15 protein-coding genes are annotated in these 15,716 nt (G+C 61.6%); 8 read left to right on the top strand and 7 right to left on the bottom strand.

From position 1 onward, the window contains the following. Positions 1 to 49 precede the first annotated feature (49 nt). Positions 50 to 601, top strand: coding sequence for a glutathione peroxidase (locus tag EQW76_RS17780; RefSeq protein WP_142830145.1), 552 nt, complete (start codon positions 50 to 52; stop codon positions 599 to 601). A gap of 22 nt (positions 602 to 623) precedes the next feature. On the opposite strand, the gene EQW76_RS17785 is transcribed toward EQW76_RS17780, so the two are convergent. From EQW76_RS17785 to EQW76_RS17810, 6 genes are all read right to left on the bottom strand, one after another. Then, positions 624 to 2,138 (bottom strand): carboxypeptidase M32, encoded by a 1,515-nt coding sequence (locus tag EQW76_RS17785; RefSeq protein ID WP_143123046.1) that lies wholly within the window; start codon positions 2,136 to 2,138, stop codon positions 624 to 626. A gap of 12 nt (positions 2,139 to 2,150) precedes the next feature. After that, the gene (locus EQW76_RS17790) at positions 2,151 to 3,167 is read right to left on the bottom strand and encodes an oligopeptide/dipeptide ABC transporter ATP-binding protein (RefSeq protein WP_142830141.1); all 1,017 of its coding nucleotides are present in this window, start codon (positions 3,165 to 3,167) and stop codon (positions 2,151 to 2,153) included. Continuing rightward, complete coding sequence (locus tag EQW76_RS17795) at positions 3,164 to 4,162, bottom strand: ABC transporter ATP-binding protein (RefSeq protein WP_143123052.1); 999 nt, start codon at positions 4,160 to 4,162, stop codon at positions 3,164 to 3,166. Before EQW76_RS17795 ends, EQW76_RS17790 begins: the two co-directional genes overlap by 4 nt. Beyond that, complete coding sequence (locus tag EQW76_RS17800; RefSeq protein ID WP_142830139.1) at positions 4,162 to 5,013, bottom strand: ABC transporter permease; 852 nt, start codon at positions 5,011 to 5,013, stop codon at positions 4,162 to 4,164. Before EQW76_RS17800 ends, EQW76_RS17795 begins: the two co-directional genes overlap by 1 nt. Continuing rightward, on the bottom strand, positions 5,010 to 5,942 hold the full coding sequence (locus tag EQW76_RS17805) for an ABC transporter permease (protein ID WP_224128623.1): 933 nt from the start codon (positions 5,940 to 5,942) through the stop codon (positions 5,010 to 5,012). The genes EQW76_RS17800 and EQW76_RS17805 overlap by 4 nt, the downstream gene beginning before the upstream one ends. Before the next feature lie 79 nt (positions 5,943 to 6,021). Continuing rightward, complete coding sequence (locus EQW76_RS17810) at positions 6,022 to 7,599, bottom strand: ABC transporter substrate-binding protein (RefSeq protein ID WP_142830135.1); 1,578 nt, start codon at positions 7,597 to 7,599, stop codon at positions 6,022 to 6,024. A 187-nt stretch (positions 7,600 to 7,786) separates the two neighbouring features. On the opposite strand from EQW76_RS17810, the gene EQW76_RS17815 reads away from it, so the two are divergent. The 6 genes from EQW76_RS17815 (at position 7,787) to ggt (ending at position 14,326) form a co-directional block, all read left to right on the top strand. Further along, positions 7,787 to 8,809, top strand: coding sequence for a GntR family transcriptional regulator (locus EQW76_RS17815; protein WP_142830133.1), 1,023 nt, complete (start codon positions 7,787 to 7,789; stop codon positions 8,807 to 8,809). Between the two features lie 12 nt (positions 8,810 to 8,821). After that, positions 8,822 to 9,523, top strand: a complete 702-nt coding sequence (locus EQW76_RS17820; RefSeq protein ID WP_142830131.1) for a creatininase family protein — start codon at positions 8,822 to 8,824, stop codon at positions 9,521 to 9,523. Continuing rightward, positions 9,520 to 10,536 (top strand): 2-dehydropantoate 2-reductase, encoded by a 1,017-nt coding sequence (locus tag EQW76_RS17825; protein WP_142830130.1) that lies wholly within the window; start codon positions 9,520 to 9,522, stop codon positions 10,534 to 10,536. The genes EQW76_RS17820 and EQW76_RS17825 overlap by 4 nt, the downstream gene beginning before the upstream one ends. Beyond that, on the top strand, positions 10,533 to 11,288 hold the full coding sequence (locus EQW76_RS17830; protein ID WP_142830128.1) for an SDR family NAD(P)-dependent oxidoreductase: 756 nt from the start codon (positions 10,533 to 10,535) through the stop codon (positions 11,286 to 11,288). The genes EQW76_RS17825 and EQW76_RS17830 overlap by 4 nt, the downstream gene beginning before the upstream one ends. Next, positions 11,285 to 12,664 (top strand): dipeptidase, encoded by a 1,380-nt coding sequence (locus EQW76_RS17835; RefSeq protein ID WP_142830126.1) that lies wholly within the window; start codon positions 11,285 to 11,287, stop codon positions 12,662 to 12,664. Before EQW76_RS17830 ends, EQW76_RS17835 begins: the two co-directional genes overlap by 4 nt. Before the next feature lie 72 nt (positions 12,665 to 12,736). Then, positions 12,737 to 14,326: a gamma-glutamyltransferase gene (gene ggt / locus EQW76_RS17840; RefSeq protein WP_142830124.1), complete on the top strand. Its 1,590-nt coding sequence runs from the start codon at positions 12,737 to 12,739 to the stop codon at positions 14,324 to 14,326. Between the two features lie 74 nt (positions 14,327 to 14,400). On the opposite strand, the gene EQW76_RS17845 is transcribed toward ggt, so the two are convergent. Next, positions 14,401 to 14,658, bottom strand: a complete 258-nt coding sequence (locus EQW76_RS17845) for a DUF2171 domain-containing protein (RefSeq protein WP_202617168.1) — start codon at positions 14,656 to 14,658, stop codon at positions 14,401 to 14,403. A gap of 176 nt (positions 14,659 to 14,834) precedes the next feature. Between EQW76_RS17845 and EQW76_RS17850 the strand changes: the two genes are divergently transcribed. After that, positions 14,835 to 15,716 carry a hypothetical protein gene (locus EQW76_RS17850; RefSeq protein WP_142830122.1) on the top strand — a complete coding sequence of 294 codons (882 nt, stop codon included), beginning with the start codon at positions 14,835 to 14,837 and terminating at the stop codon, positions 15,714 to 15,716.

A 15,716-nucleotide genomic window follows, 5' to 3' on the forward strand; every position in this document is an offset into this window, starting at 1 on the left:
GCCCTCATATCGCGGGCAAGACGGAACGAAGCCTGTTATGGAGAGACCAGTGCCCGAAACCCTGTTCGATATCCCGCTCAAGCGAGCAGACGGCCGTGCTGCAACACTGAACGACTACCGCGGACAGGTCTTGCTGGTCGTCAACGTCGCTTCGAAATGTGGCTTGACCGTCCAATACGAAGCGCTGGAAAAACTCTATGAGGCGAAGCGCGACCGTGGATTTACCATTGCGGCCTTTCCTGCCAATGATTTCAAGGAGCAGGAGCCGGGTTCGGACGCCGAGATCATGACCTTTTGCCAATCGACCTACGACGTGCAATTTCCGGTTTTCTCCAAGATCTCAGTCAAGGGCGCGGCCAAGCACCCGCTCTACAAAATGCTGACAGCCTCCCCCGTACCGACCACCGGCGATGGCCCGATGCGCGAAAGGCTGAAGGGCTACGGCGTCGATACGGGCGCCGCCAGCGACGTCCTCTGGAATTTCGAGAAATTCCTGATCGGCCGTCATGGTAGCGTCGTTGCGCGCTTTGCGCCGGATGTCACGCCGGACGATCCGCGCCTGCTCTCCATGCTCGACGAAGAACTGGCAAAAAGCGCCTGATGCGTGGCGCCCCTCTGGATGATCAGGCCGTGAGGTCGGCGACCTTGGCGGTCAGGTCTGCAATATAGGCATCTGCCGACAGGTCCGAGCCGGTGGCCGCCACCAGGATATCGCCCGGGCTTTTCGAGCGCCCGTGTTGATGGACATTGTGCTGGAGCCACGATTTCAGCGGCATGTAGTCACCGCTCTCCAGGCCTTTTTCGACGGCAGCCTCCTTCCGCGCCGTGGAAAACAGCTGCGAAGACATGATGTTGCCAACTGTGTAGGTCGGGAAGGAGCCGACCATGCCCGATGACCAATGCACGTCCTGCAGCACGCCTAGCGTATCCGTGGGGACATCGAGACCGAGATAGGACTTTACCTTGTCGCGCCAGATTTCCGGCAGGTCGGCAACCCGGGTGTCGCCGGCAATCAGGCCGGCCTCAATTTCCGAGCGCAGCATGATGTGGAAATCATAGGTCAGTTCGTCGGCCTCGACGCGGATGAGGCTCGGGCGGGCGGCATTGATCACACGCCAGAAATCATCGACCGAGACATCCGACAGCTGCTCAGGGAAAACGGCCTTGAGTTCATGGAAGTGCAGGTCCCAGAACCGGCGCGAGCGGCCGACGCGGTTTTCCAGCAGCCGCGACTGGGATTCGTGCATGCCGAAGCTGGCGCCGCCGACGGCGTAGAGATTGACGAAATCCGTGGTGAAGGTCGAGCGCGAAAACTGCTCCGAGATGCCCTGCTCGTAGAGACCGTGGCCGGCCTCGTGCCAGACCGCAAACAGGCCGCCCGGCAGCCAAGTTTCACGGAAACGGCCGGTGATGCGGACATCGGAGCGGGTGAAGGATATTTCGAACGGATGCACGGCGTCATCAAGCCGGCCGCGACCGAAATCGTAGCCGAGCCGCGTAGCCATCAAGCTGGAAAACTCACGCTGTTTCTCGACAGGATAAGCGCGATCGAGGATTTCACTGCGCACCCGCGCCTCTTTCGCCTGCGCCAGCAGCGGGATCAGCGATTTCTGCAGCTGCCCGTAAAGCGTCTGCAGCTTCGACCAGCGCATGCCGGGCTCGTAGGTATCGACGAGAGCGTCATACGGGTGCTCCTCGTAGCCAAGCGCGCCGGCGATCTCTCGTTGCATTTCCATGGTGCGCTCGAGGACGGGCGCGAAGCCTGCAAAATCGTTGGCGGCACGGGCCTTGACCCAGGCCGCCTGGGCCAGCGTCTTCAGGGTGGTCGAGGCAGCAACGAGCTTTGCCGGAATGCGCGACAGCTTGGCGATAGACGCTGCCGCCTGCTCGACAGCGACGAGGCGCAGATCATCCGATGGTGCCCCCGCTAGCTCCGAGCGCGCCGTCGCGATGGCACGTTGCAATTCGTCGCCTGTCGCCATATCGCGGGCGATGCCAACCAGCGTGGCGATCTGCTGGCCGCGCGCTTCGACACCACCAGCCGGCATCATCGTGCGGGAATCCCACGTAAGCAGGTTCACCGCACAGAGGATGTCGTTGATCCGGGCAATTTCGGTTTCGAACACAGCAAAACTCATGGGAAAATGCCTCTAGGCGTTGGATAGCGTTTGGGGTGCACCGAACTCGGTCAGGTGGCAGGCGGCGGACTGGCCGTTGCCACGCGGCGTCAGCACGGGTCGCTCGACGAGGCAGCGCTCGAAGACATGGGGACAGCGGCCGGCAAAGGGGCAGCCGACAGGCAGGTTCATCGGGCTCGGCAGTTCGCCACGGGTGGCAGCCGTACGCGTACGGCGGGTCGGGTCTAGCTCGGGCGCCGCATCCAGCAAGGCCTTGGAATAGGGGTGGCGAGGCGAGGTGAACAGCGCCTCAGACGGGCTCACCTCCATGACCTGACCGAGGTACATGACGGCGACGCGATGCGAGATGTGACGCACAAGCCTCAGGTCGTGGGCCACGAAAACCACGGTGAGCTGCAGCTGTTCCTGCAGTTGCAGCAAGAGGTTGACCACCTGCGCCTGGACGGAGACGTCGAGAGCCGAGACTAGCTCGTCGGCGACGATGACCTCGGGCTCGACCGCGAGCGCGCGGGCAATGCCGATGCGCTGGCGTTGTCCGCCGGAGAATTCGTGCGGATAACGGCCGGCGGCGTCCTGCGGCAGACGCACAAGTTCGAGCAATTCGGCAATACGGCCCGGTATGTCAGCCTTCGGCCGCATGTTGTGAACCCCGAGCGCCTCGCCGATGATCTGGGCAACGGTCATGCGCGGGTTGAGGGAGCTGTAGGGATCTTGAAAGATCATCTGGACGCGCCGGTTGAAGCCACGCCGTTCCGACGGTTTCAGGTCAGCAATATCCTTGCCCTCGAAGCGGATAGCACCACCGTCCGGATCGAGCAGGCGAACCATGCAGCGCGCCAGCGTAGACTTTCCGCAGCCGGATTCGCCGACGATACCCAGTGTCTCGCCGCTGTTGACCTCGAGGTTGACGTCGCTGAGCGCATGAACCGCAAGCGCCGGCTTGCCCGCCAGCCGGCGCGCGAGCGAATGGGGGCCTGCAAAGCGCTTGGTGACGCCATCGATGGATATGATCGGCCTTACCGTGTTCATAGGATAGCCTCCGAGGCCGCGACCCGGTCATGGTGGAAGCAGGCGGCCATTCTGCCCGGCGCGACCGGTGCCAAAGGCGGCCGCTCGCGTCGACATTGTTCCGTGGCGAAGCTGCAGCGCGGATGAAAGGCACAGCCGTCGGGCAGGTCCGTGAGGCTCGGCGGCGTACCATCGATGGAAGACAGCATGGTGCGCACCGCACGGCCGCGTGGCACGGAGCCGAGAAGGCCGCGGGTATAGGGATGGCGCGGCTGGGCAAACACATCGACGACGGTGCCGGTTTCGACGATCCGTCCGGCATACATGACAGCCATCCGGTCACAAGTGGCTGCCACGACGCCGAGATCGTGAGTGACCAGCACGACGCTCATGGCGAGTCGGTCGCGGAGGTCGAGAAGCAGTTTCAGGATCTGGTCTTGGATCGTCACATCGAGCGCCGTCGTTGGCTCATCGGCAAGCAGCAACTTCGGCGAACAGGCGAGCGCGATGGCAATCATCGCCCGCTGGCGCATGCCGCCGGAAAACTGGTGGGGATATTCGTTCAGCCGCCGTTCGGCGTCTGGGATGCCGACGATGGTCATCAACTCCAGCGCCCGGGCACGACGCGCGCGGCGGTCGAGGCCGGTATGAGCGCTCAGGTTCTCCTCGATCTGCAGGCCGACCGGCAGCACCGGATTGAGCGCGGTCATTGGCTCCTGGAAAATCATGGCAATTTCGCTGCCGCGAACCCGTCGCAGATCTTCGTCGGACATAGCCATCAGGTCGCGACCGCCCCATTCGACGCGTCCCGTCACCTTGCCCGGCTCACGGATCAGCCGCATGACGGAGCGGAGCGTCACGCTCTTTCCTGAGCCGGATTCGCCGACCAGACCGACGACCTCGCCGGGAGCGACATCGAAATCGACATCGGCTGCCGCGATTGCCGTGCCACGCGCGGTGTCGAATGTGGTGGTCAGTCCACGGACGACCAGGCCGCTGTTGTCGCTTGCCGGCATCATCGGCGTATCCTCAAAAGTTCGGCGACGCCATCGCCTGCGAGGCTGAACCCCAGTCCGGTCAGGACGATGGAGACACCGGGGAAAACGGAGATCCACCAAGCCGTCGTCATGTAGTTCTTGCCATCGGCGATCTGCACGCCCCATTCGGAGGCCGGCGGCTGCGCACCGAGGCCGAGATATCCGAGGCTGGAGCCGAGCAGGATGGCGAGCGCCATGTCGGTCATCCAGTAGACGATGGCCGGCGTGATGGCGTTCGGCAGCAGGTGGCGGAAGACGATGCGCGTCGGCGTGTAGCCCATGACCCGGCCGGCATCGGCGTAATCCAGCCGCTTCTGAACCTTGACCTCGGCAGCGACGATGCGGGCATAGAACACCCAGCCAACGACGCCGATCGCCACATACATGTTGCCGAGCCCCGGCCCCAGGACAGAAACCACGGCAATGACCAGAACCAGAAACGGAAATGTCAGGACGGCATCGACGATGCGTCCGAAGATGATCTCGGTTATCCCGCCGGCATAGCCTACGAAGGCGCCGACGAGGGTCCCGAAGATGAAGGGGCCGGTGGTGGCAAAGACGGCGATCTGCATGTCGATCGTATAGGCATGGATCACCCGCGACAGCACATCGCGGCCGAAACTGTCGGTGCCAAACGGATGAGCCCAGGTTGGACCTTTCAGCAGCGCGTTATAATCGAAGGCGATGGGATCGTAGGGCGCGAACCACGACGGGAAAAAGGCGAGCAGCAGGCTGGCCAGCAGGATGAGGCCGCCGAAGACCAGCGTCTTCGGCCATGTCCGGGGCTTCAATCGCCACTTCGCGCGCGGGGCATCGGTGACGGCACTCATCGGGCCACCCTCGGATCGAGCCAGGCCTGGACGATATCGGTCACCAGGAAGGTCAGCGACACCAGCACGGCGAGCGCGATGGTGAGGCCCTGCAACACGGGATAATCGCGGCCGTAGATACTGTCGATCATCAAGCGACCCGCACCGGGAACCGCAAACACCGTCTCGGTAATGACCCCGCCGCCAAGCAGCGAGCCGATTTGCAGGCCGAACAGGGTGATTGTCGAGATAAGCGCGTTACGTAGCACGTGACGGATGAGAATGACGCGGGATTTCAGACCCTTTGAGCGAGCAAAATCGACATACTCGGCATTGATGACGCCGATGATGGCGGTGCGCAGGTTGCGCATCAGCACGGCGGCAAAGCTCAGGGCCAGAGTCAGAGCGGGCAAGAACAGGTGGTAGAGCTTGCTGCCGAACGTATCGCCATAGCCGCCGACCGGAAACCATTTGAGGTTTGCGGCAAACAGCGTCAGCAGCAGGATGCCGATATAGAACACCGGCATGGAAAGCCCGACCTGGAAGGTGCCGCGGATGACGGTATCGGCGGTCTTCTCGCGGCGAAGGGCGGCGACGAAGGCGAGCGGCACGGCAAGCAGCAGCGCAATCACCGCAGCCATGCCGATCAACATCAGAGTGACGGGCATTCGCTGCGCGATCAGATCGACGACCGGTGTCTTCAGCGTGATCGAATCGCCGAGGTCACCGGTGGCTATACGACGGACAAAGTAGAAAAACTGCACGATCACGGGTTTGTCGAGGCCGAGGCTGGCATTGATGCGCAGGACATCGGCATCCCGGGCGCGGTCTCCGAGCATGGCGCTGGCTGGGTCGCCGGGCAGAAGCCGGATCAACACGAAAGTCACGATCAGAATGAACACGATGGTCGGGATCATCTGCAGAATGCGACGGACTATATAACTGAACAATGGCAAAGAGCCGCCCTCGTATTCCAGGTGACATCAGGGATGTCGCAGACTGCCGGGGCAGCCTGCGACAATCGCAATCTCACTTATCGAGCCAGGTCTTGGTGAAGATGTTGTTGCCGAGCGGGATCTGCAGGAAGCCATGCACCTTCTTGCTGAGCGCCACCGGATAAGGCGTCTCATAGAGCGGCACGATCGGACCTTCCGCGTTGTAGATCGCCTGGATGCGGGCATAGTCGGCCGCACGCTTGGTCACGTCGATTTCCTTCTGGGAAGCCTCGAACAGCTTGTCGGCCTCTTCGCTCTTCCAGCCGGTGTGCAGCGCACCGATATTCGGAGAGTAGACGAAGTAGGACGTGATCTCGTTCGGATCGGCGATATCGTCGGTCCAGGCAGATTCACGCATCGCGAACGTGCCGGCCCGGTACTGCGCCGTCCGGCTGGCATTGTCGACCTGCTGCAGCTCGAGCTTGATGCCGATCTGCGCCCACATCTGCTGCAGGGCCGTGGCGATGCCGATTTCATCCTGGTTGCCGGCCAGAACCAGCAGGCTCGTCGAGAAGCCGCTTTCGAAGCCGGCTTCCTTCATCAGGCTCTTGGCCTTGTCGATGTCGTAGGGGAACAGCGGCTTGTCGCCGGTGTGCAGCGGCGTCGCTGATGACATATAGGAGGTCATCGGCTTGCCGACGCCGTGGGTAACGATCTGGATGATCGCTTCCTTGTTGGCGGCATAGTTCATTGCCTCGCGCACCTTGGCGTTCGACAACGGGTTGTCTTTACCATTCAACTGCGGCCGCGTGTTCAGCGTGATGTACTGGACGCGGGTCGAAGGGTAGAGTTCCATGTTCAGGTTGCCGGCGGACTTCAGCTCGTCGACGCGCGAATAGGGAATGAACTCGGCGCCATCGAGCTCGCCGGAGTTGAGCTTGAGGATGCGGGTCGCATCGTCCGGGATGACTTCGAAGTTGATGCCGTCGAGATAAGGCAGCGGCTTACCGTCTTCGCCCATGCCCCAGTAATAAGGGTTTCGCACCAGCTTCATGGTCGAGCCGCGATCCCAGGACTTCAGCATGAACGGGCCGGAACCGATCGGATGCTCGGCAAAGGCCTTGGCCTTTTCTGCCTCTGTCGTGCCGGCAGCGGCTTCGAATGCCTTTTGCGGCATGATGCCTGTGTTGAAGACGGTCAGCGCCGTCAGGATCGCCGGATCGGTGTTCTTCAGCTTGATGACAACTGTCTTGTCGCCCTCCGTCGTCACGTCGCCGATGGAGCCGACGATGAAGGTCCACTCGCCATTGTCAGGCTTGGCGGCGCGCTTCAGCGACCAGGCCACGTCCTGGGGGGTGATCGGCGTGCCATCGGAAAACTTGATCCCGTCGCGCAGCGTCAGTGTGACGCTGAGGCCGTCATCGGCAAGCTTCCAGGCGGACGCAAGACCGGCCTGAACGCCCTTGCCGTCGTCGGTCGGCAACAGCAGCGTGTCGTAGAGATTGGACAGGACCCAGATATCGACATTGGCGTCGTTGAGCACGGGTTCCAGGAAAAGGCTGTCGGCGTAGCGGCCGTAATTCAGGGTGCCGCCGCGCTCGACGGCATGGGCCGACAAGCTGGTGCCCAGAAGAAGTCCGGCGACGAGGGCCGCCTTGGCGATCGTTTTCATTGAATTCCCCTTGCTCTGATAAACGCATGAAGTGTTCTTATAGGGTATAACGATTTCATGCGTTTTCTGCGGAGTCAATCGCTTTCTTATAGGGTTCAACTATTGCAAAGGAGCCGGTTGACACAGCAATTTCGCCGGAGCAGGATAATCGTCATAGTTCACTATAACAGCCAGATTGTGCCTTGACATGGAGTTCTTTATTGATCGCGAGTTGCCCGTCCCGCTGAGGACGCAACTCCACGGCCTCATCGAATATGGCATTGCCTGTGGCGAGCTGACGCCCGGAGAGACCTTGCCGTCCGTGCGCGAGCTTGCAGAGAAAATCGGCGTTGCGCCGATGACGGTGAGCCAGGTGTACGCCGACCTGAAGGTCGCCGGTCTGATCGACGCGCGACCGGGCTCGGGCACCTTTGTCACTGAAAGCCGCCAGTCGCGTCTTGCTGGGCGCAACGACACAGCCAACCTGCATCGCCAGATCGAACAGTTGATCGACGAAAGCCACTCGCTGGGCATCAGGGCGACGGAACTCGTGTCGATGATCAGTTCGCGCATCTTCTACCGAGACAGTATCGGCCCTCGGATGCGCATCGTCATGGTCGGGCTTTTTCCGGAGGCGACGGCGAGCTATGCACGTTTCATCGCAGCGCGGCTGGGCCGCGGCGTGACTGTCGAGCCGCTCACCATTTCTGCCATCGAGCGGGAGACGGGTGCCAAGGCACGCGCCAATTCTGCCGATCTTGCCATCACCTTTGCCAACCGACATCGGGAAGTCGCAGGCCTGCTGCCGAACACCAAGGTGGTTTCGATCAGCTTTACGCCGTCAGAGGAGACGCGCCTCTCCCTCGCCGCGCTGGATTCGCTGGCATCGGTTGCCGTGGTCTCCCGTTTTCCCGATTTCCTGCCGATCATGAAGAGCGGCGTGCAGCGCTTTGCGCCCCATGTCGGAGAGATCGCTGCGGCGACACTGGAAACGACGGGGCTAGATGAGCTCCTTTGCCGCTCCAGCGTCGTGATCTATGCCTCTGGTGCCGAGGGTGCCGTCGGCCGCGCGCCGGCCGGCATACAGGCAATCGAATACCGCCATGCACCCGATACCGCTGATATCGAGCGGGTCATCGTGCCCATCATCCGTGCCGCAGGCGTCGCGCAGCCGCCCACAGAAGTGCCGCCAGCCCCCGTCATCGTACCGGCGCCGATCGTTCAGAGCTAAAGAGGAATAACCATGAAGATCTCCGACACCAACTGGCAGCAGATCGAGGCCTACCTGAAGACCGACGACCGGGCGATCCTGCCGCTTGGCAGCACCGAGCAGCATGCTCATCTGTCGCTGTCGGTCGACTCGATCCTGGCCGAGAAAATTGCCCTCGATGCCGCCGAGCCGCTGGGTCTTCCGGTGTTTCCGGTGCTTGCCTACGGCATCACGCCCTATTTCCTCGCCTATCCCGGCACCATCAGCCTGCGCCAGGAGACCTATATCCGCATCGTCCGCGATATCCTCGATGGACTGCGCTTGCAGGGTTTTCGGCGCATCCTCATCGTCAACGGCCATGGCGGCAACCAGCCGGCAGGCAGCCTGGCGGTCGAATGGATGGCCGACAATCCCGACACATCGGTCAAGTTCCACAACTGGTGGAACGCACCCAAGACCTTTGCCAAGGTGCAGGAGATCGACACCGTCGCCTCGCATGCGTCGTGGATGGAGAATTTTCCCTGGACGCGCCTGCCGGGCGTCGTCCAATCGACCCAACAGAAGCCGATGGTCGATCTCGCCCACATGCGAGCGATGAACCCCGCAGGTGTCAAAGCCCTGCTCGGCGACGGCAACTTCGGCGGCTACTACGAGCGGCCGGATGAGGAAATGCAGGCGATCTGGGATGTGGCGGTGACGGAAACACGTGAGCTTCTCGAAGGAGGCTGGGCATGAGCACGCCTATTGTCATCTGGGGCGCCGGCGCCATCGGGGGAACCTTGGGCGCCGCTTTCATCCGCGCCGGCCATGAGGTCATTTTCGTCGACAATGCCGCAGACCATGTGTCCGCCATAAACGACAGGGGCTTGACGATCGAAGGGCCGATTTTTGAGGATACCGTCAAGGCAAAGGCCTACCTCCCGGAGCAACTGGAGGGCGTCTACGAGCGCATCTATCTTTGCGTCAAGGCCCACCACACCGAGGCGGCGAGCCATGCGCTTGTGGATCATCTCGCCTCCGACGGTTACGTCGTTTCGGCACAGAACGGCCTCAACGAACAGGTCATCGCGCCGGTCGTCGGCATCCAGCGGGTGATCGGCTGCTTCGTCAATTTCGGTGCCGATTATCTGTCGCCGGGCGTGGTGCACTACAGCGGGCGCGGCGCGGTCGTGGTCGGGGAACTCGATGGCAAGACGACAGAGCGAATCGAAACAATCCACCGTCTGCTGCACGAATTCGATTCCAAGGCTATCCTTACCGACAATATCTGGGGCTTCCTGTGGGGCAAGCTGGTCTACGGCGCGCTGCTGTTCGGCACGGCGCTGACTGACGACAGCATCGCCGATGTGCTGGCCAATACGCGCTACCGGCCGGTGCTGACCAAGCTGGCGCTGGAAGTCGGCCGCGTCGCTAGCGCCAACAACATCAAGCCAGAGGCTTTCAACGGCTTCGATCCCGCCGCCTTCTCACCGACGGCAACCGCTGCCGACACCGAGCGGTCGTTCGACGAGATGGTGGCGCATAACCGCACCTCGCTGAAGTCCCATTCCGGCATCTGGCGGGACCTGGCGGTGCGCAAGCGCAAGACCGAGGTGGACGCACAGGTCCAGCCGGTGGTCGATGTCGGTCGCTCGCTCGGCGTCCCGACCCCGATCGCCACGCGGCTGGTGGAAATGATCCACGAGATCGAGGATGGCAAGCGTCCTCTTTCGCTGAGGAATCTCGACGAACTGGAGAGCGTGGCGTGAATATCGACTTTGCCGGAAAGACCGTTGTCGTCACGGGTGCCGCCCATGGCTTTGGCCGAGCGATCGCGTTGGCCTTCGCCAGCCGGGGAGCCATCGTCCACGCATGCGATGTCAACGAAGCCGGGCTTGCGGACACGGCTGCGCTCAGCGACGCCGTCAGGACCCACCGGCTCGATGTCGGCGATCGCAGTGCTTGCCAGCGGCTGATCGCCGCTATCGAAACAGACGGTGCGACGGTGGATATCCTCGTCAACAACGCCGGCGGCGTGCGTGGCCAGACTGGACGGCCGATCGAGGAGATTTCCGAACAGGACTGGCAGTCGATCTTCGACGTCAACCTCTCCGGCGCCTTCTTCATGGCACAGGCCGTGGCGCCCGGCATGAAGAGGCAGAACTACGGCCGGATCGTCAACATCTCCAGTGGTGCCGGCCTCGGCATATCGCTGACCGGCATACAGGCCTATGCTAGCGCCAAGGCCGGCCAGATCGGCCTGACGCGACAGCTTGCCCACGAGCTCGGAGCGTGGGGTATCACCGTCAACAATGTGGCGCCCGGCTTCGTGCGTTCCAATCCGACGACGGAACGACAATGGGATGCGATGGGCGACGAGGGACAAGCCAAGCTCCTCCAGAACATCGCCCTCAAACGGCTCGGCGTGCCGGATGACATCGCAGCGATGGTCATGTTTTTCGCTTCGGATTTTGCCAACTGGATTAGCGGACAGGTCATCAGTGTGGATGGTGGCAAATGAGCGAGATGGAGAGCTACCTCGACGCGCATTTTGCCGAGGCGCTGGAAGACCTCAAGGCCTTCTGCCGTATCGCGAGCGTCAGCACCGATCCGGCCTATGCCGACGGTATCTCCGAGGCGGCCCGGTTCGTTGCGGGACGCATGACGCAGGCCGGCTTTGCTGCCGTCGAACTGCTTGAAACCGGCGGCCATCCGGCAGTCTACGGAGAACTGATCAGCGATCCCTCGCTCCCGACATTCCTGATCTATGGCCATTACGACGTGCAGCCGCCGGATCCGCTGGAAAAGTGGCAGACACCGCCCTTCGAGCCGACCGAACGAGACGGTCGGCTGTATGCGCGGGGTGTCTCCGACGACAAAGGGCCTCTGCTGATCCCGATCCTTGTCGCGGAAGCCTTCATGAAGACGGCGGGGCGCCTGCCGGTCAATCTCAAGGTGCTGATCGAGGGCGAGGAGGAGTCCGGCAGTCCGAATTTCGAAGCCACGCTCCAGACTTACCGCGAGAGGCTAGACTGCGACCTGGTCATTTCGGCCGATGGTGCGATGTGGCGGCCCGACCGGCCGTCGATGACCGTTGCCAGCCGGGGTCTGGTGGCTATGGATATCTCCGTCACCGGCGCTTCGAAGGACCTGCATTCCGGCCGGCACGGAGGCAGCGCCCCCAATCCTATCCGGGCGTTGGCCGTTCTGCTCGCCTCCCTGCACAGAGATGATGGGCGAGTGGCCGTCGACGGCTTTCTCGACGGTACGGCGCCGCCGGATCCGACGATCATCGCCGCCATCGAAGCGGCAGATTTCGACGCCGGCGAATACTATCGCGACATCGGGGTTCAGGGACAGGCGCCGATCGCAGAGGGCCGGGATCTGCTGATCCGCCAATGGCTGGAGCCGACGCTGGAGTTCAACGGAATTTCGGGAGGCTACCAGGGCCAGGGCACGAAAACCGTCATTCCCTCCTCCGCCACTGCCAAGATCACCTGCCGGCTGATTGCTGGGCAGAAACCGGATCACATTCTCTCGGTCGTCACCCAACATCTGCAGGCGAGACTCCCGCCGGGTTTCACCCTCGACATTCACCGGCACGGGCCCGGGAGCGAAGCATTTTTCGTCAATCCCGAATTGCCCGCACTGGCGGTGGCCGAGGGCGTGCTCGAGGAACTGTTGGGACAGAAGCCCCTGCGCGTTGCGATGGGCGCCACGATCCCGATTGGCGCGTCGTTCCGCAAGCATCTGGACCGAGAGGCGATCTTCTTCTCGTTCTCGACATCGGACGAGGATTATCATGCGCCGAACGAGTTCTTCCGGCTTGCCAATTTCCGCATCGGGCTGACCGCCTGGGCAATGCTGCTGACACGGCTGGGAATCGGCGGGGCTTGATCGCGCCGCCCTTGTCGCGCATCAATAGCCGATGATTTTCAGCAAACTGCCGTAAAGCATAAGGAAAACAGCATGCAATCCCGTGATTTCTTCAAGCCAGGCCGTTCGGTGGCAATTTCGGACCGGGGCATGGCGGCGACATCGCACCCGCAGGCAAGCCTTGCTGCCGTCGATATCCTGCGTGCCGGGGGCAGTGCCGTCGATGCCGCCGTGGCCGCTGTCGCACTGCAATCGGTCATCGATCCGCTGATGACGGGCATCGGTGGCGATTGCTTTGCGCTGTACTGCCCTGCGGGTGGAACACCTGTCGCCCTCAATGGATCCGGCCGTTCGCCACAGAAGGCAAACCTTGGCCATCTGCTTGAAAAGGGCCTGACAAGCATCCCCGATGACAGCCCGCATGCAGTCACAATTCCGGGGGCAGTCGATGCCTGGTGTCAGTTGATCGAGCGGTATGGTGCCTTCGGGTTGGATCGTGTGCTGGCACCGGCCATCGCGGCAGCAGAAGGCGGCTACGTCATCACCCCCCGGGTCGAACTGGACTGGACGCGCTATGCAGGCCGCGTTGCCAAATTTCCAGATTCAGCCGCTTATTTCCTGCGCAATGGCCGGGCGCCGCGAACCGGTGAGCGCATGGCCAATCCAGCGCTCGGCGCAACCCTTCGGGCGATCGCCAAGAGCGGTCGAGACGGATTTTACCGGGATGCCGTGGCGGAGGAGATCGCCACGCTGCTGCAATCGCTCGGCGGATTACATGAAGAAAGCGATTTTGCAAATTACAAGGCATTTGAGACCAAGCCGATTTCGGGCCAGTACCGTGGGCTCGATCTGCTGGAATGCCCGCCTAATGGCCAGGGATTGGCAGCACTGTTGATTACCCGCATCCTCGACGGCTTCGACCTGCGCGATCCTAAGCTGACGGAGGCCGACCGTATCCACCTGCTCGCTGAAGCGACCAAGGCAGGCTATGCTCGTCGCGATCAACTGATCAGCGACCCCGACCACCTGACATTCGATATCGACGAACTGCTGTCGGATCGTTCTGTAGATGCGATGCGCCGCGAGATCAGTCTCGATCGTGCGTCTGCCGCCTCCACGTGGGAAGGGCCGACCCACAAGGATACCGTCTACGTTTCGGTGGTAGACCGCGATGGCAATGCAGTTTCGCTGATCAACTCCGTCTTCTTCCCCTTCGGCAGCGGCATCTACGCCCCGCGCAGCGGCGTATTGCTGCAAAATCGCGGTGCCGGTTTCGTGCTGACGGAAGGCCACTCGAATGCCATCGGCCCAAACAAATTACCTTTCCATACCATTATCCCGGGCATGCTGATGGAAAGCGGACGGCCGCGCATGAGTTTCGGCGTGATGGGCGGCCAGTATCAGGCCTGCGGGCACGCGCATCTGCTGAGCCAGATTCTTGACCGAGATCTCGATCCGCAGCAGGCCAGCGACCAGCCGCGCAGCTTTTACTTCGGTGGCACCCTGTCGCTAGAGCCGACCATTTCGCCGGAGGTCAAGGCCGATCTCGATCGACGAGGGCACCTCACGGAGTGGGCCGACGAGCCGATCGGCGGCGCGCAAGCAATCCTCATCGACTATGAGCGCGGCATATTGCTCGGTGGTTCCGACCATCGCAAGGACGGCATCGCGCTCGGCTGCTGATCTGGCGCTAGAGTGTATAACTCACAAAAAAAGCCCCGCGTTTAGCGGGGCTCCGATTGTGAAGCTGTGAAGGATCAGGCCTGCTGGCCGCCTTCTTCTTCCTCGAATGTCACAGCGACATCGGCGTTTGCCGACAGGCGAACGCGTTCGCCTTCGACTTCGGCAACGAGGCTCAGGTCGATGAAGTGGTGATGGCCTTTGTGCGAACCTTCGCCGCTGTCCTTCTTGGTCAGCTTGATGCGGCTGCCGACGACATGGTCGACGGTGCCGACGTGGACGCCATCGGCGCCAATAACTTCTGCGTGTTCTTTTATTGTTGAAGCATTTATCATAACGTTCTCCTTGTAATAGAATTAAAACGCATCGATAGGCTTTTGGATGCGAGACGATAAAAATAAACTGAGAATCTCGAAGCTCTTTGTTCAGTCGGAGCTCAGGGGACCAACGAGACGATAGGCAAACGCATCCGGTTGCGGCGCACCGGCACTTTATTACTTAGGCAAAATTCATGACGTTTAAAGCCAAAGACCTTAGCGCTAACCAGCATTTTCTGACCGCAATCCTTCGCTGTGCCGACGAGCTTATTGCAATCTATCGTGAAAATCCACGCATTGCTTCTATTTTCGCTGCGCAGCAACGCTGGCTTCTTGCCCATGCGGGTTTCGCGCTTCATTACGGATACCCTGACGAGCCAGGATCGGGCCTCTATGCGGCGCGTTATGTCGATCTCGTGCTGAAGCACCAGATCTCCAGCCGCAACACCGCCGTCGCCTTTCTCCAGGAGATGCTGGCCTACCGGTTTCTGGCCGCTGTTCCAGACCGCGCAGACCGGCGGACACGACTGCTGGAGCCAACACCAACCGCTGTCGACTATCTCGGCCGATGGCTGCAGACGCACCTCTTCATCCTCGATAGTCTCGACGGTGGCTCGCGGATCGAACAGATGTTGGCCAATCCGGACGCAATTGCGGTCATGCAGCCGATGATTGCCAGGCAAATCATCAACAGCGATGCGGTCCGCAATCCCGGACCGAGTTTCGCGCTCTTCAACTGGGTCAACTCCGGTGGCGTGGTGATGGATTACCTGATCTCCCGTATACAGACGATGGAGGGAGATACGGACAAGATCCTGATCGGCCCCATTTCCATGCGCGATATCCACCAGCAGTTCATGATTTCAAATGCGCACCTCAAACGCCTTCTGAAACAGGCCGCCGGCATGGGAAGTGTCGGCTGGGCCGGCGCGCCCGGCAAGAGCAGCTTCTGGCTGTCTCGCAGTTTCGTGGCAGAATACTGGAATTATCAGGCCGAAAAATTTGCTGTGATAGACGCCGCCGCACAGGCGGCGCTGGAAGACCGGCAAGCGCCATCGCGCGTCATCAGGTCCTAG

The sequence above is a fragment of the Rhizobium sp. rho-13.1 genome (assembly GCF_007000305.1).
Lineage (GTDB): Bacteria > Pseudomonadota > Alphaproteobacteria > Rhizobiales > Rhizobiaceae > Rhizobium > Rhizobium rhododendri.

Excerpts from the sequence above, each read along its gene's own strand:
- EQW76_RS17785 (WP_143123046.1), bottom strand. The coding sequence starts at position 2,138 with ATGAGTTTTGCTGTGTTCGAAACCGAAATTGCCCGGATCAACGACATC.
- EQW76_RS17790 (WP_142830141.1), bottom strand. The coding sequence starts at position 3,167 with ATGAACACGGTAAGGCCGATCATATCCATCGATGGCGTCACCAAGCGC.
- EQW76_RS17795 (WP_143123052.1), bottom strand. The coding sequence starts at position 4,162 with ATGCCGGCAAGCGACAACAGCGGCCTGGTCGTCCGTGGACTGACCACC.
- EQW76_RS17800 (WP_142830139.1), bottom strand. The coding sequence starts at position 5,013 with ATGAGTGCCGTCACCGATGCCCCGCGCGCGAAGTGGCGATTGAAGCCC.
- EQW76_RS17810 (WP_142830135.1), bottom strand. The coding sequence starts at position 7,599 with ATGAAAACGATCGCCAAGGCGGCCCTCGTCGCCGGACTTCTTCTGGGC.
- EQW76_RS17815 (WP_142830133.1), top strand. The coding sequence starts at position 7,787 with ATGGAGTTCTTTATTGATCGCGAGTTGCCCGTCCCGCTGAGGACGCAA.
- EQW76_RS17820 (WP_142830131.1), top strand. The coding sequence starts at position 8,822 with ATGAAGATCTCCGACACCAACTGGCAGCAGATCGAGGCCTACCTGAAG.
- EQW76_RS17825 (WP_142830130.1), top strand. The coding sequence starts at position 9,520 with ATGAGCACGCCTATTGTCATCTGGGGCGCCGGCGCCATCGGGGGAACC.
- EQW76_RS17835 (WP_142830126.1), top strand. The coding sequence starts at position 11,285 with ATGAGCGAGATGGAGAGCTACCTCGACGCGCATTTTGCCGAGGCGCTG.
- ggt (WP_142830124.1), top strand. The coding sequence starts at position 12,737 with ATGCAATCCCGTGATTTCTTCAAGCCAGGCCGTTCGGTGGCAATTTCG.
- EQW76_RS17845 (WP_202617168.1), bottom strand. The coding sequence starts at position 14,658 with ATGATAAATGCTTCAACAATAAAAGAACACGCAGAAGTTATTGGCGCC.
- EQW76_RS17850 (WP_142830122.1), top strand. The coding sequence starts at position 14,835 with ATGACGTTTAAAGCCAAAGACCTTAGCGCTAACCAGCATTTTCTGACC.